We start from the raw sequence: 15513 nt of genomic DNA, 5'->3' as shown, positions 1-15513 counted from the left end.
GGCGACCGCGACGGCGGTGGTGTCGGAACCGCCGCGGCCCAGCGTGGTGATGTCCTTCGTGTCCTGGCTGACGCCCTGGAAGCCGGCGACGATGACCACCGAGCCCTCGTCCAGCGCGGAGCGCAGCCGGCCCGGCGTGACGTCGATGATCCGGGCCTTGCCGTGGCTGCCGGTGGTGATGACGCCGGCCTGGGACCCGGTGAACGAGCGGGCCTCGTAGCCGTGGGTGGAGATGGCGATGGCCAGCAGCGCCATGGAGATCCGCTCACCGGCGGTGAGCAGCATGTCCAGCTCTCGACCGGGCGGGTCGTCGGTGATCTGGCTGGCCTGGTCGAGCAGTTCGTCGGTGGTGTCACCCATGGCGGAGACCACGACGACGACGTCGTCGCCGTTCTTCTTGGCGGCGACGATCCGTTCCGCAACGCGCTTCATGTGCGTGGGCGAGGCGACGGAGGAACCGCCGTACTTCTGGACGACGAGGGCCACGGGTCAGAAGGCTACCGAGGTTGCGCGCGGAGCCGGTGGTTGCGTCCGCGCGTTCCCGCAGGATGAGATCACCAGGTGGATGATCCGTCGGACTGGCTGCTGACCGCAGAGGAGCGGGGGAACCCCGGCACCCCCCTTCCGGCCTGGACCGGGGCCAACGTCGTCCGGCCGCTGGTCCACGGGGTCGCCTACTTCGACCGGCTGGTCGAGGAGGTGGAGCGGCTGGGCCCCGGCGACCGCGTGTGGTTCACCGACTGGCGCGGCGATCCCGACCAGCTGCTGCGCCCGGACGGGCCGACCGTCGACGAGCTGTTCAGCGCAGCCGCCCGGCGCGGGGTGGACGTGCGCGGCCTGGTGTGGCGCTCGCACACCGACTGGCTGTCCTACAGCAAGGAGCAGAACCGGGCGCTGGACCGGGAGATCGAGGAGGACGGAGGCCGGGTGGTCCTGGACCAGCGGGTGCGCCGGGTGGGCAGCCACCACCAGAAGATCGTCGTCATCCGCTGCCCGGACGAGCCCTCGCGCGACGTCGCGTTCGCCGGTGGCATCGACCTGTGCCACAGCCGTCGCGACGACGCCGAGCACGGCGGCGACCAGCAGGCGGTGGACATGGCGTCGCCGTACGGGCCGACGCCCCCGTGGCACGACGTCCAGGCCGAGATCCGTGGGCCGGCCGTCGCCGTCCTGGACATGGCGTTCCGGGAGCGGTGGGACGACCCGACGAGCCCCGTTCAGGGCAACCCGGTGGCCTACGTCGTCGACCGGTTCCGCCGGGCCCGGCTCGACCCGCCGCCGTTGCCGCCGGAGCTCCCGCCGCCACCGCCGTGCGGGCCGCACCTGGTGCAGACCCTGCGGACCTACCCCAAGATCCGCCCGCGCTACGACTTCGCCCCGGAGGGCGAGCGCTCCATCGCCCGCGGGTACAGCAAGGCGGTCAAGAAGGCCCGGCGGCTGATCTACCTCGAGGACCAGTACCTGTGGTCCTCGGAGGTCGCCCAGCTGTTCGCCGACGCACTGACCGACAACCCGGAGCTGCACCTGGTCGTCGTCGTGCCGCGCATCCCCGACCAGGAGGGGGCGTTCAACGCGACGCCCCAGTACGTCGGCCGCCGCCAGGCGATCGACCTCTGCGTCCGGGCCGGCGGCGAGGACCGGGTGCACGTCTTCGACGTGGAGAACCGCGCGGGGACGCCGGTCTACGTGCACTCGAAGGTCTGCGTGGTGGACGACGTCTGGGCCAGCATCGGCAGCGACAACTTCAACCGCCGTTCGTGGACCCACGACAGCGAGCTGTCCACCGCCGTCCTCGACACCACCCACGACCCCCGCGAGCCGCGTGACCCCGCCGGCACCGGGGACTGCGCGCGCACCTTCGCCCGTGACCTGCGCCTGGAACTGGCGCGCGAGCACCTGGACCTGCCGCAGGACGGGAGCGCTGACGAGCTGCTGCTCGATCCCGAGCGCTTCGTGGCCACCCTGGAGGCGCGCGCGGCGGCGCTGGACGAGTGGCACGACGACGGCCGGCGCGGCCCCCGCCCACCGGGGCGGCTCCGGCCGCACCGGCCGGAGAAGCTCTCCTGGCTGACCCGGCTGTGGGCCACGCCGGTCTACCGGCTGCTGGTGGACCCCGACGGCCGCCCGCTGCGCCTGCGCCTGGCCAAGGCCTTCTGATGACCGCTGCGCCCGTCGCCGTCATCGCGCCCCGCGCCGGCTGACCGGTGCCGGTTGCGCTCCGTGTCGCCGAGAGTGGCGGTCGGTGGCGGTCGCATCGGCACGACCGTTCCCCAGCGCACTCCACCTCTGCTCCCGGGAGTGAGCAGAGGTGGAGCGTGCCGGAATACGTGGTGTCCCTTGTCGAGCCGGCGTCCACAGGTTCGCCGGACCGCCCGTGAGCCATGCCGGACAGCGGTGATGATCGGCTCGTGCCCGAGCCCTTCGACCTCGGCGGAGCGCTGCGGCGCATCCGACGGCTGGCCGACCTCTCGCAGCGGCAGCTCGCGGAGGCGGCCGGGCTGAGCGTCGCCGCCGTTGCGCAGGCCGAGACCGGCAGCCGGGGCCTTCCCGTCGCAGCGCTGGCCCGCGCCGCCCGCCTCGCGGGCCTGCGGATCGCACTGGTGGACGCGACCGGTGCCGAAGTATCGGGGATGCATCCCGACGCCGTGCGGGATCAGGCAGGACGCCGCTTCCCGGCCCACCTGGACACGGTGCTGAGCGAGGAGCGGTCGTGGCGGTGGGCCGACCGGCGCGACCGGTCGCAGCCGACGTACACGTTCGACCGGCGCAGCCCCTGGCAGGGCGATCGCGACCTCGCCGACAGACCCGACGACCACCTGCTCCCCCGGCCGGGCGACACCCCGCGGGAGCGAGCCGAGGCGCGGAAGTCCGAGTGGCGACGCCGACGGCAGGAGGAACTGCGACGCCGGGTCGAGACCGGTGGGGGCGGCCACCTCCCGGACCCCTGGACCTGCACCTGCCCATCGGTCTGCGACGAGCTCGACGACCGGAGCGGTCCTCCCGTGCACGCGGACGACTGCCCGTGTCGCTGCGACGTGGGCTGACCCGCTGCTACCGTGGGCCCGTGCGCGGCAGCCTCCTGCTTACCCGCCGCGGCGAGGCCCTCTCCTAGGTCGGCTCCCTCGTCGCGGGGTTCAGGCGTTCCCGACGTCGCTGACCGTCCCGGAGCCGTGCGCACTCCGCGCACGGCAGCCCGCACCAGGAGCCTCCTCATGAGCGACACCCACCCGCACGCCCGCCATCCCCAGCAGCCCTCGGGGATGCCGGTCCACCGCTACGCGCCCTTCACGCCGGTCGCGCTGCCCGACCGCACCTGGCCCGAGAAGGTCACCACGAAGGCCCCGCGCTGGTGCGCCGTCGACCTGCGCGACGGCAACCAGGCGCTGATCGACCCCATGACGCCCGACCGCAAGCGGCGGATGTTCGACCTGCTGGTCCGCATGGGCTACAAGGAGATCGAGGTCGGTTTCCCCGCGGCCAGCCAGACCGACTTCGACTTCGTCCGCCAGCTCATCGAGGACGACCTGGTCCCCGACGACGTCACGATCCAGGTGCTCACCCAGGCCCGCGACGAGCTGATCGAGCGCACCTTCGAATCGCTGCGCGGCGCCAAGCAGGCGATCGTCCACCTCTACAACTCCACCAGCACGCTGCAGCGCCGGGTCGTCTTCGGCTCCGACCGCGCCGGCATCGTCGACATCGCCGTCCACGGCGCCCAGGTGGTGCGCAAGCTCGCCGAGCAGATGGGCGACACCGACATCCGCTTCGAGTACTCCCCGGAGTCCTTCACCGGCACCGAGCTCGACTTCGCCATCGAGGTCTGCAACGCCGTCACCGACGTCTGGGAGCCCACCCCCGACCGGCCGACGATCCTCAACCTGCCGGCCACCGTCGAGATGGCCGAGCCCACGGTCTACGCCGACCAGATCGAGTGGATGAACCGCTTCCTGGCCCGCCGCGACTCGGTGGTCCTCAGCCTGCACCCGCACAACGACCGGGGCACCGCCGTCGCCGCCGCCGAGCTCGGCTACCGGGCCGGCGCCGACCGCATCGAGGGCTGCCTGTTCGGCAACGGCGAGCGCACCGGCAACGTCGACCTGGTCACCCTCGGCCTGAACCTGTTCAGCCAGGGCATCGACCCGGAGATCGACTTCTCCGACATCGACGACATCCGCCGCACCGTCGAGTACTGCAACCAGCTCGGCGTGCACGAGCGGCACCCCTACGGCGGCGACCTGGTCTACACCGCCTTCTCCGGCTCCCACCAGGACGCGATCAACAAGGGCTTCAAGGCCCTCGAGGCCGACGCGGCGCAGGCCGGCGTCCCCGTCGAGCAGCAGGCCTGGGCCGTGCCCTACCTGCCGATCGACCCCAAGGACGTCGGCCGCAGCTACGAGGCCGTCATCCGGGTGAACAGCCAGTCCGGCAAGGGCGGCGTCGCCTACATCATGAAGACCGAGAACCACCTCGACCTGCCCCGCCGGCTGCAGATCGAGTTCAGCGCGGTCATCCAGCGGCACACCGACGACGAGGGCGGTGAGGTCACCGCCGAGCAGATGTGGACCGCCTTCAGCAGCGAGTACCTGCCCGACCCCGACGCCCCGTGGGGCCGGTTCGCCCTCACCGGCCACCGGCACACCGCCCACGGCGACCAGCTCGACGAGATGGTCGTCGAGCTGGTCGACAACGGCGTCCCGGTCACCGTCGAGGGCCGCGGCAACGGCCCGATCGCCGCGTTCGTCGACGCGCTGTCCACCGTCGACGTCGACGTCCGGGTGCTCGACTACGCCGAGCACGCCATGTCCGCCGGTGGCGACGCCCGCGCCGCCGCCTACGTCGAGTGCGCCGTCGGCGAGCGGGTGCTGTGGGGCGTGGGCATCGACCCCAACATCGTCACCGCCTCGCTGCGCGCCGTCGTCTCCGCGGTCAACCGCGCCCAGCGCTGACCCCCGCGGGACGGGACGCGCGAACTCAGCGCGTCCCGTCCTCGCGGTTCTCGCGGACGCGCTCGGCCAGGGCCGTCGCCGGCTCCTCCGGCGGCGCGTCGGCGGGCTCGTCGCCCCGGTACAGCCGGTCCTGCCCCGCGGTGTGCTGCTCGTCGACCAGCAGCCGGTCGCGGCGGACGTGTCGGCGGCGGTAGGCGACCCGGCTGACCATGTGCGCGCTCACCGGGGCGGTGAGCATCTGGAACACCGCCACGAGCAGCAGCATCCAGGTGGCCGACCAGCCCTGCAGCCGGATGGCACCGCCCACCATGATCAACAGCACGCCCAGCACCTGCGGCTTGGTGCCCGCGTGCATCCGGGTCAGCACGTCGGGGAACCGCAGCAGCCCGATCCCCGCCGTCAGGCACAGCAGCGCCCCCAGGAGCAGGAACGCCACCGCGACGACGTCGCCCAGCGTCTGGAGGGCGCTCACCGCTCCCCCTCGCTCGCCCGCGCGGCGCGCTCCTCGGCCGCCTCCGGCAGCCCGACGTCCTGCCCGTCGTCGGCCGACCGGAGCAGCATGCCGCCGATGTAGCGCGCGACCAACACCGACCCGACGAACGCCAGCAGCGACACCACGACCAGGACGGGGACCAGCGTGGGGTCCCGCGCGAGGCCGGCGTGCACGGCCAGGCCCGCGGCGATGATCACCAGCAGCGTGTCGGTGGCGACGACCCGGTCCAGCAGCGACGGCCCCAGGCCCAGCCGGACCAGCGCCAGGAGTGCGCCCCCGCCGAGCATCCCGTAGGTCAGCCAGTAGACGATCGTCACGGGGTCCTCCGCTCCGCCGCCGGGAACGGCTCCCCCGGCGCGCGGCTCAGCGCCGCGATCTCGTCGTCGGTGCCGAACGCCCGGACGATCCGCTCCTCCTGGGCGAGGACCGACGCGCGCTGGCGTTCGACGTCGTCGTCGTCGCGGACGTGCAGGACGTGCAGCACCAGCACCCCCCGCTCCCGGTCCAGGTCCATCACCATCGAGCCGGGCACCAGCGTCACCGACTCGGACAGGATGGTGAGCAGCAGGTCGGAGTCGGTGCGCAGCTGGACGCGCAGGATGGCGCTGCGGTCGATGCCGCTGGGCCGGACGGTCTGCCAGGCGACCTCCGCGCCGGAGTACACCAGGTCGGCCAGGAACGTGCCGAGGAAGACGAGCAGCCCCAGCGGCCGGAGCCGCGCGCCGCCCACGACCGGCGGCAGGGGCAGCAGCCAGGTGACCACCAGCGCCACGACGATGCCGGCGAGCAGGTTCGCCCACGACCACGTCCCCCAGAGCAGGTTCCACACCGCCACCAGCCACACGAGCAGGGGCAGCTGGTGGCGCAGCTGGTGGGCCAGCCGGCTGCCGGGACCGGGCGCCGGGTCGCTGGTCATGGCCGCCCCTCCCCACCGAACACCGCATCGATGTAGGGCCCGCGGTCCCTCAGGTCCTCCGCGGCGCGGTCGGCGATGCCGTACAGCGGGCCGGCCAGCGCGGTCAGCGCCACCGTCACCGCCACCATGACCGCGGTGGAGCCCACCATCACGCGCGGCAGCGGCTGCAGCGGCCGGTCGGCGGACCCGCCGTCCCCCAGCCCGTCGGTGGCGGGCGTCGTGGCCGTGGCCACGGCGGTGTGCCGCTGCCAGGCCGCCCGGCGCGCGCTGGACCGGACCGCCGTGCTGCCACCGGCCGCGCCGTCGGGGCCGTCCGGCTCCTCCAGCGGGGCGGCCGACAGCTCCGGCCCGGCGTCGGCGGCGGCGGCCGCGTCGGTGTCGCCGACCGGGGACTGCGCGCGTGGCCGCCAGAACGCGCGGTTCCACACCCGGGAGATCGCCAGCAGGGTGAGCAGGCTGGTGACCGCGCCGGCACCCACCAGCACCAGCGGCAGCCAGCCGCCGTCGGCGATCCCGGCGTCCAGCAGCCCGAACTTGCCGATGAAGCCGGAGAACGGCGGGATGCCGGCCAGGTTCATGGCCGGCACGAAGTAGAGGACGGCGAGCAGCGGCGAGGCCTTCGCCAGCCCGCCGAGGCGGTCCACGCCGGTCGAGCCGCCCTGCCGCTCGATCAGCCCGGCGACGAGGAACAACGTCGTCTGGATCGCGATGTGGTGCACCACGTAGAAGACCGCGCCGGCCAGCCCCGCGGTCGAGGCGAGCGAGATCCCGAAGATCATGTAGCCGATGTGGCTGACCAGCGTGAAGGACAGGATCCGGCGGATGTCGGTCTGCGCCACCGCGCCCAGGATGCCGATCAGCATGGTGGCCAGCGCGGCCCACATCAGCACGTCGTCGAGCGCGCCGCCGGGGAACAGCAGCGTCTGGGTGCGGATGATCGCGTAGACGCCGACCTTCGTGAGCAGCCCGGCGAACACCGCCGTCACCGGGGCCGGGGCGGTCGGGTAGCTGTCGGGCAGCCAGGCCGACAGCGGGAACACCGCCGCCTTGATGCAGAAGGCGATCAGCAGCATCGACTGCAGCAGCAGCTGGGTGCCCTCGGGCAGCTCGGCCAGGCGCAGGGCCAGCTGGGCCATGTTGACCGTGCCGGTCGCGGCGTAGACCAGCCCGATCGCGGCGAGGAAGAGGATCGAGCTGAGCAGGCTCACGATGATGTAGGTGATGCCCGCGCGGATCCGTGGCGCGGAGCCGCCGAGGGTCAGCAGCACGTAGCTGGCGGTCAGCAGGATCTCGAAGCCGACGTAGAGGTTGAACAGGTCCCCGGCGAGGAAGGCGTTGGCCACGCCGGCGATCAGCACCAGGAACGTCGGGTGGAAGATCGAGATCGGCGTCTCCTCGTCGCCGTCGGCCGCGCCCTGCCCGACCGCGAACACCAGGACGCCGAGCGCCACCGTCGCCGCGACCACCAGCATCAGCGCCGACAGCCGGTCGACCACCAGCACGATGCCCAGCGGCACCGGCCACCCGCCGACGGAGATCGCGTCGGCACCGTCGGCGTCGGCGAGCATCAGCAGCACGACCGAGACGACGAGCACCGCGCTCAGCACGAGGACGCTCAGCGTCCGCTGGATCCGCGGGTGGCGGCCGCCGACCAGCAGGGCCGCTGCCGCCCCGAGCAGCGGGAGCAGCACCGGCAGCGGCGTGAGGACCCGGATCATCGCTTCCTCCGCCGCGTCGGCGGCAGGTCGACGTCGTCGGAGGCCATGCCGGCGTACTGCCGGGCCAGCCCCCGCTCGACCTCGTTGTCGGCCGCGAAGGTGTCGGCGTGCATGGCCGGCCGGTCCTCGGGCGCCAGGTCGTCGGGGTCGATGTCGTCGGCGTCGGTGTCCGACCGGCGGGCGATCCTGCGGTCCTCCTCGTCCACCTCGATGACCTCCTGCCGGACCAGCCGCCAGGACCGGTAGATGATCGCCAGCAGGAACGCCGCGATGCCGAAGGTGATGACGATGGCGGTGAGGACGAGCGCCTGCGGCAGCGAGTCGCTCATCTCCTCCGGTTCGGCGTAGCCCAGGATCGGCGCCAGCCCGGCCGCGCCCCCGCTGGAGAGCAGCAGCAGGTTGGTCGCGTTGCCCAGCAGCAGGAAGCCCAGCAGGACGCGGGTGAGGCTGCGGTCGAGCAGCAGGTAGACACCGGCGGCGTAGAGCACGCCGACGATCACCGGCAGGACGACGGTGGGGGTCATCGGGCGATCACCTCTCCCCGGGCGGAGTCGATCGGGTCGTCCTCGTCGACCTGGCGGTCCAGTTCGGCGCCGAGGCTGCGCAGGATGTCCAGCACCAGCCCGACCACGATGAGGTAGACGCCGACGTCGAAGAACAGCGACGTGACCAGCTTGACGTCGCCCAGCACCGGCAGCGTGGTCTCGAGGATCGCCGTCTGCAGGACCTGGGCGCCCAGCGTCAGCCCGACCACGCCGGTGGTGCCGGCGACCAGCAGGCCGATGCCCAGCAGCAGGCCGGGATCGACCGGTGCGGCCTCGCCGAGCTCGTAGCGCCCACCGGCCAGGTAGCGCAGCACCAGGGCCAGGCCGGCGACCAGCCCGCCGGCGAACCCGCCGCCGGGCTCGTTGTGCCCGCTGAACAGCAGGTACAGCGAGAAGACCACGATGGTGTGGAACAGGATCCGGGTGATCACCTCGAGGATCACCGACCGCCGCTCGGGCGCCAGGGCCTGCGACGCCGCCAGCCACTGCCCGCGGGGGGCGCGGTGGGCGCGCCGGTCGTCCTGCGCCAGCCGGACCGGGTCCAGCCGGTCGACCGCGCCGGTCCGCCGCCGCAGGAAGACCAGGCTGGCCACCCCGGTCGCGGCGACGACGAGCAGGGAGATCTCCCCCAGGGTGTCCCACGCCCGGATGTCGACCAGCGTCACGTTGACGACGTTCTTGCCGCCGCCGAACTCGTACGCCGCCTCGGGGTGGTCGACCGAGACGGGGGTGGCGGTGCGGGCGCTCATCGCGACCGCCCCGGCGCAGGCCATGAGCACCCCGACGGCGACGGCGAGCACCCCCCGGAAGGTGCGCTCCCGCGGCCGGTGCCGCTCGGTGATGTCCTTGGGCAGCTTGCGCAGCACCAGGACGAAGACGACGAGGGTGAGGGTCTCGACCAGGAACTGGGTGAGGGCGAGGTCCGGGGCGCCCTGCAGCGCGAAGAGCACCGCGAGGCCGTAGCCGGTGACGCCGACGACGAGGACGGCCGACAGCCGCTGCCGGATGCGCAGCGCGAGCCCGGCGGCGATGAGCACCACCGCGCCGACCAGCGCCTGGACCGGGGTGTCCCACGCCCGCCACTCCCCCGGCCACGGCGCCTGGAACAGCAGGATCGACCCCGGCAGCGCCAGGACGACGACGAGGATCGTGCCCAGGTAGGCCGGCAGCGAGCCGCGCTGCGTGGTGCCCGTGACCAGCACGGCCAGCCGGTCCAGCGTCTGCAGCGTGTTCCAGTAGCCCTCGTCGGCCGAGGCGCCGACGGCGAAGCGCCGCTGCACGCGGTAGACCGCTCCCCGCGCCACGAACAGGGCGGCGCCACCGGCGACGGTGACCGCCGAGAGCAGCAGCGCCGGCTGCAGGCCGTGCCAGAGCGCCAGCTTCTCGGCCTCCGCCGCCAGCAGCGGCATCGTGTCGGCGTAGCCGGCGACCAGCGGCTCGAGCAGCGGGCTCAGCGGGCCGGCGGCCAGGCCGAGCAGGGCCAGCGTGGCCGGGGCGGCGAGGAACAGCGCGCCGGGGGCGTGCACCAGCTCGGCCGGTGCGGTGGCGGGCAGCCCGGGCTTGCGGGCGAAGGCCCCCCACAGGAAGCGCGCGGTGTAGCCGGCGGTGAGCACCGAGCCGAGCACCAGCCCGACGAGGACGACGACGGCTGCGGTCCGGTCGGGCAGCCCGCCGTCCAGCAGCGCGGTGAACGCCGCCTCCTTGCCGACGAAGCCCAGCAGCGGCGGCAGCCCGGCCATGGACGCCGCGGCGAGCGTGCCGATGGCCGCCAGCACGGGCAGCCGCCGGCCCAGCCCGGAGAGCCGGCGCAGGTCGCGGACTCCGGTGGCGTGGTCGATGACGCCGACGCTGAGGAAGAGCGTGGACTTGAACAGGGCGTGCGCCAGCGTCATCGCCAGCCCGGCGGCCGCCAGCTCCCGGGTCCCCGCGCCGACCAGCACCATGAGGAAGCCGAGCTGGCTGACCGTCCCGAAGGCGAGCAGCAGCTTGAGGTCGTACTGCCGCAGCGCCCGGTAGCCGCCGACCAGCATCGTGGCCAGGCCCAGGCCGACGACCACCGGCCGCCAGCCCGGGACGTCGGCGAACCCGGGGGCCAGCCGGGCGACCAGGTAGATGCCGGCCTTCACCATCGCCGCGGCGTGCAGGTAGGCGCTGACCGGGGTGGGGGCCTCCATCGCCGCGGGCAGCCAGAAGTGGAACGGGATCATCGCCGACTTGGTGATCGCCCCGGCCAGGACGAGCATCGTGCCGGTGACGAGCAGCGGTCCGCTGCCGGGATCGGCGACCACCTCCGACAGCAGGTAGCTGCCGCTGGTCTCCCCCAGCATGATCAGGCCCACCAGCATGGCCAGCCCGCCGGCGGTGGTGAGGATCAGCGCCTGGCTGGCCGCGCGCCGGGCCGCCAGCTTGCTCCCCGACCCGCCGATGAGCAGGTAGGAGAAGACGGTCGTGAGCTCCCAGAAGACGTAGAGCAGCAGCAGGTGGTCGGCCAGGACCAGGCCGAGCATGGAGCCGGAGAACGCGGTCAGGGTGCCGGCGAACCGGCCGGTCCCCTCGTCGTCGGGCTCGAAGTAGCGGGCGCAGTACAGCAGGACGAGGGCACCGACCCCGGTGACCAGCAGCGCGAAGACCAGCGCCAGGGAGTCCAGCCGCAGGGCGACGCTCAGCTCGAGGGCCGGGACCCAGGGCACGGTCTCGGTGACCTCGCCGCCGCCGGTCACGCCGGTCAGCCGGGTCAGGATCCAGACCAGGGCGGAGGCCGGCACGAGGGCGAGGGCGAGGAACGCGTTCCGGCCCCACCAGCGCACGAGCACCGGCGCGAGCACGGCGGCCACGAGGTGGAGGAGCAGGAGTGCGAGCACGGGTCTCCGGGAGTCTCGATGGGCTCGGGACGACCACTGACGTCGGGGGACGACCGGCGGGCGGTGCCTGCAGATTACCTGGGGCCACGACTCATCGGCCGGGCCGATGATCAGGGACCTGATCACGAGGGTTCCTGACTCACGGTCGACGGTGAGCCAGGACCCCTCGCGCTGAGCCAGGACGGCCGGGAGGCCTCAGCCGTCGGCGGCCTCCGAGGCGACCAGCCACTCCTCCTCGACCTGCTCCTTCTCCGCCTGCACGGCCTTGAGCTGGGCGTCCAGCTCGGCCGCCCTCGCGTAGTCGGTGGCCGCGGCGGCGAGCTGCTCGTGCAGCTTCTTCTCGTCGGCGTCCAGCTTGAGCATCCGCCGCTCCAGCCGGCTCGCCTCCTTCTTGGCCTGCCGCGCCTCGGCGGCCGAGACCGCCGGCGCCGCCGTCGAGGGGGTCCCGACCGGGCGCGATCCCCCGCCGCCGGCCGACGTCAGCGGCGCACCGCCCGCCGCCCGCCGGCGCAGGTACTCGTCCACCCCGCCGGGGAGCTCGGCCAGCGTGCCGTCACCGAGCAGGGCGACGACCTTGTCGCACACGCGGTCGACGAAGTACCGGTCGTGGCTGACCACCAGCACCGTGCCCGGGAAGCTGTCGAGCAGGTCCTCCAACGCGGTGAGGGTGTCGATGTCGAGGTCGTTGGTCGGCTCGTCGAGCACCAGCACGTTCGGCTCGGCCATCAGCAGCCGCAGCAGCTGCAGCCGCCGCCGCTCGCCACCGGAGAGGTCCCCGACCGGCGTCCACTGCCGGTTGGCGGCGAACCCGAACCGCTCGGCCAGCGTGGACGCCGAGATCTCCTGGTTGCCGATCCGGGCGATGCGGGCGACGTCCTGGACGGCCTCCAGCACGCGGGCCTTCGGCGGCAGCTCGGTGACGTGCTGCGACAGGTAGGCCGGCGCGACCGTCTGGCCGACCACGATCGAGCCGGCGTCCGGCTTCGTCTCGCCCACGAGCAGCTTGAGCAGCGAGGTCTTGCCCGCGCCGTTCACGCCCACGATGCCGATCCGGTCGCCCGGGCCGACGTTCCAGGTGAGGTCCTTGAACAGCGTGCGCGGACCGTCGTCGGTGGGGACGGCGTAGTCCACGTCCTCGACGTCGTAGACGGTCTTGCCGAGCCGCCGGGCGGCGAAGCCCTTGAGCGCCATCGTGTCCCGCGCCGGCGGCTCGTCGGCGATCAGCGCCTGCGCGGCCTCGATGCGGAACTTCGGCTTGCTGGTCCGGGCCGGCGGGCCGCGGCGCAGCCACGCCAGCTCCTTGCGGACCAGGTTCTGCCGCCGCTCCTCGGTGACCGAGGAGATCCGCGCCCGTTCCGCCCGGGCCAGGGTGTAGGCGGAGTAGCCGCCGTCGTAGGAGTGCACGCTGCCGTCGGCGACCTCCCACGTGGTGGTGCAGACCTCGTCCAGGAACCACCGGTCGTGGGTGACGACGACCATGCCGCCCTGGCGGGCCCGCACGTACTCGGCGAGCCAGGCCACGCCCTCGACGTCGAGGTGGTTGGTGGGCTCGTCGAGGATCAGCAGGTCCAGCGGGCGGATCAGCTGGGCGGCCAGCGCCACGCGGCGGCGCTCGCCACCGGACATCGGGGCGACCGGTGCGTCCAGGCCGAGCCGGTCGAGCTCCAGCCCGGTCAGCACCGAGCGGACGGCCGGGTCGCCGGCCCACTCGTGCTCGGCGGCGAACATCGACGGGGGCAGCACGACGTCGCGGACCGTCGTCCCGTCGGGCAGCGTGCCGGACTGGTCCAGCACGCCCATGGCGAGGTCGCCGCGGCGGGTGACCCGCCCGGAGTCGGGCTCGTCGGCGCCGGTGAGCAGCGACAGCAGCGTGCTCTTGCCCCCGCCGTTGCGGCCGACGACGCCGATCCGCTCGCCGGCGGCGACGCCGAGGGAGACGTCGTCGAGGATCACGGTCGTGCCGTGCGCCTTGTGCACCCGCTCGAGGTTGACCAGGTTCAGGGGTGCGCTCATCGCCCTCCAGTATCCCCGCCTGGTGACGGGCTGGAACGGCCGCCCTTCAGGGCCCCGCGCCGAGCCTGCGAGGCGTGGGGGGAAGGGTGGTCCTTCAGGGCACGACCACCTCGGCCGACACCGAGTCGCTGTTGCCGCCGAAGTCGGTCACGGTCAGCTGGGTGGTCAGCGCGGTGCCCGGCGCCAGCCGCTCGGAGCCGTACTGGATTCGGCAGGTCGGCGAACAGGCCCACGTCGGCGGCCGGCTGCCACGACTGGGTGCCGTCGGCAGCGGCGATCAGCAGCTTGGGCACGATCAGCCCCTCGGGGTCGGCCGTGAGCTCGCCGTAGGTGCCGGCTTCGGTGTAGCCGTAGTACGTCTCGTTGAGGACGTCCCCGCTCGCCGGGTCGAAGGTGATCGTCAGCGTGACGTCCCGGTACTCCTCGGTCTGCCCCGGCGCGTAGTAGGCCAGCGGCACGTCGATCGTGGCCACCTCCGCCTCCTCGTCGTAGGTGAGGGAGAGGTAGGCGTAGGAGGTGTCGGTGCCGTCGCTGATCGTCATCGCGGTCAGGTCGAAGCTGCCGAGCACGGTCCCGGAGCCGTCGTCGGAGACCTCGGCCTGCTCCTCGCCGAAGTAGGTGACCGAGCCGTCCTCGCCGACCTCGCCGTAGCCGAGGCTCGCCGTGGTCACGTTGCCGGCCGCGGCCGCGTCGAACTGCGCCTGCACGTTGAGCCCGAAGTCGTCGAAGAAGACCTCGGCCTCGCCGTCGGGGGTGACGAACCGGGGCTGTTCCGCGGCCGGGATCGCGTCGCCGGCCTCGAAGTAGCTGGCGAGGAACCCGCTCCACGCCTCGGCGCTCTCCACCGAGGCGTAGTCGGGGTTCAGCAGGTCCGCGGTCGGCGGGAAGTAGATCGACAGCCCGCTGGCGCCCAGCGCCGCCGGGCCGGCGGTCTTGTAGGGCACGGCGTCGTTGATCGCGGTGATCAGCGCGTCGGCCTGGGGGGAGACGTCGAGGGCCTCGACGCCGATCTGGCTCGCCAGCAGCCCGAGGTCGGCCATGTGGGTGTCGACCGTCGGGTCGGCGTCCTTGCCGAAGCCGAGCACCGTCGCGCGCTGGCGGCCCACGACCGGCGCCACCGTGGCGGCCCGCTCCCCGAGCGCGCTGCTGAAGTCGGCCAGGGCCGCGTCGACGGCGGCCATCCGGTCCAGGTCGATCATCGACAGCGTGATGTCGGCGCCGGTGCCCTCCGCCTCGGCCTGGGCGGCGAACCCGTCGATGATCGCGGTGCCGAGGGTGTCGACGTCGGTGCCCGGGTCGTCGGCGAGCACCTGGAAGGCGCGGTAGTCCCAGCCGTGGCCGGGCTCGAGCTCCTGCGAGGCGATCATCCGGTCGGCCAGCGGCGCCAGTGCGCTGGCCGTCTCGTAGGTCGCCATCAGGCAGGCGTCGAAGCCCAGCAGGTCGAGCTTCTCCAGCCCGGCGGCGTCCAGCCCGTCGGCGATCCCGCTGCGGAGGTCCTCGAGGGTGAGCAGGCTGTTGCCCGAGCCCTCGTCCCCGCCGACGCCGGGCCAGGAGGCGCCGTGGTCGCTGATGACCAGCGCGTAGTGCTCGGCCGGGTGGTCCTCGACGCCCTGGGCGATGAACTCGGCCAGCGGCGTGGGGTCACCGGTGTCGACGTCGCCGAGGTCCTCGAGCTCCTCCACGCTGCCCTGGCCGATGGAGACGTACTTGGCGCCCACCCAGTCCTCGACGTCGAGCAGCGGGTCGCTGCTGTAGTCCGCGGCCCGGTCGACCATGGCCGCGATCTGCAGGTTCTCCTGCGAGCCCACCTCGGCGAACTCGGCCAGGTCGGTGAGCAGGTAGGGCTCGAGATCGGTGTCGGCGATCGAGTAGACGAGCACCGTCCAGCCCTCGCCGGCGGCGGCGGGCTGCTCCTCCCCGTCATCGGTGCACCCCGCAGCCAGCAGCACCGCGACCACCGCACCCAGGACCGACCATCGACGCCGCATGAACCCTCATCCGCTCGGCCCGTCCTGACCGGC

General features: G+C 73.3%; 11 protein-coding genes and 1 pseudogene. 3 read left to right on the top strand and 9 right to left on the bottom strand.

Annotated features, from left to right (window positions below; genetic code table 11):
* Positions 1 to 486: pseudogene (locus GCU60_RS01075) on the bottom strand (aspartate kinase); the annotation flags it as partial.
* A gap of 75 nt (positions 487 to 561) precedes the next feature.
* Here GCU60_RS01075 and GCU60_RS01070 point away from each other — a divergent pair.
* The 3 genes from GCU60_RS01070 to leuA all read left to right on the top strand — a co-directional run bounded on the left by GCU60_RS01070 (position 562) and on the right by leuA (position 4946).
* A complete protein-coding gene (locus GCU60_RS01070) occupies positions 562 to 2157 on the top strand; it encodes a phospholipase D-like domain-containing protein (protein WP_163201778.1) in 1596 nt (531 codons plus the stop codon).
* Positions 2158 to 2408: 251 nt separating this feature from the next.
* Positions 2409 to 3044, top strand: coding sequence for a helix-turn-helix domain-containing protein (locus GCU60_RS01065; RefSeq protein ID WP_163201777.1), 636 nt, complete (start codon positions 2409 to 2411; stop codon positions 3042 to 3044).
* Between the two features lie 168 nt (positions 3045 to 3212).
* Positions 3213 to 4946, top strand: a complete 1734-nt coding sequence (gene leuA, locus GCU60_RS01060; RefSeq protein WP_163201776.1) for a 2-isopropylmalate synthase — start codon at positions 3213 to 3215, stop codon at positions 4944 to 4946.
* A gap of 25 nt (positions 4947 to 4971) precedes the next feature.
* On the opposite strand, the gene mnhG is transcribed toward leuA, so the two are convergent.
* The 8 genes from mnhG to GCU60_RS01020 all read right to left on the bottom strand — a co-directional run bounded on the left by mnhG (position 4972) and on the right by GCU60_RS01020 (position 15480).
* A complete protein-coding gene (gene mnhG, locus GCU60_RS01055; protein WP_163201775.1) occupies positions 4972 to 5418 on the bottom strand; it encodes a monovalent cation/H(+) antiporter subunit G in 447 nt (148 codons plus the stop codon).
* The gene (locus tag GCU60_RS01050) at positions 5415 to 5756 is read right to left on the bottom strand and encodes a monovalent cation/H+ antiporter complex subunit F (RefSeq protein WP_163201774.1); all 342 of its coding nucleotides are present in this window, start codon (positions 5754 to 5756) and stop codon (positions 5415 to 5417) included. The genes mnhG and GCU60_RS01050 overlap by 4 nt, the downstream gene beginning before the upstream one ends.
* Entirely contained in the window at positions 5753 to 6355 is a 603-nt protein-coding gene (locus GCU60_RS01045) for a Na+/H+ antiporter subunit E (protein WP_163201773.1), read from the bottom strand. Before GCU60_RS01045 ends, GCU60_RS01050 begins: the two co-directional genes overlap by 4 nt.
* The gene (locus GCU60_RS01040) at positions 6352 to 8073 is read right to left on the bottom strand and encodes a Na+/H+ antiporter subunit D (RefSeq protein WP_163201772.1); all 1722 of its coding nucleotides are present in this window, start codon (positions 8071 to 8073) and stop codon (positions 6352 to 6354) included. The genes GCU60_RS01045 and GCU60_RS01040 overlap by 4 nt, the downstream gene beginning before the upstream one ends.
* A complete protein-coding gene (locus tag GCU60_RS01035) occupies positions 8070 to 8597 on the bottom strand; it encodes a Na(+)/H(+) antiporter subunit C (protein ID WP_163201771.1) in 528 nt (175 codons plus the stop codon). The genes GCU60_RS01040 and GCU60_RS01035 overlap by 4 nt, the downstream gene beginning before the upstream one ends.
* Positions 8594 to 11479, bottom strand: coding sequence for a Na+/H+ antiporter subunit A (locus GCU60_RS01030; protein ID WP_163201770.1), 2886 nt, complete (start codon positions 11477 to 11479; stop codon positions 8594 to 8596). The genes GCU60_RS01035 and GCU60_RS01030 overlap by 4 nt, the downstream gene beginning before the upstream one ends.
* Positions 11480 to 11674: 195 nt before the next feature.
* Complete coding sequence (locus GCU60_RS01025) at positions 11675 to 13492, bottom strand: ABC-F family ATP-binding cassette domain-containing protein (RefSeq protein WP_163201769.1); 1818 nt, start codon at positions 13490 to 13492, stop codon at positions 11675 to 11677.
* Entirely contained in the window at positions 13489 to 15480 is a 1992-nt protein-coding gene (locus tag GCU60_RS01020) for a clostripain-related cysteine peptidase (protein ID WP_163201768.1), read from the bottom strand. The genes GCU60_RS01025 and GCU60_RS01020 overlap by 4 nt, the downstream gene beginning before the upstream one ends.
* Between the last annotated feature and the right edge of the window lie 33 nt (positions 15481 to 15513).

This window comes from Blastococcus saxobsidens, from assembly GCF_010682065.1.
Taxonomy (GTDB): domain Bacteria; phylum Actinomycetota; class Actinomycetes; order Mycobacteriales; family Geodermatophilaceae; genus Blastococcus; species Blastococcus saxobsidens_B.
This window is presented reverse-complemented; position numbering and strand designations above follow the sequence as displayed.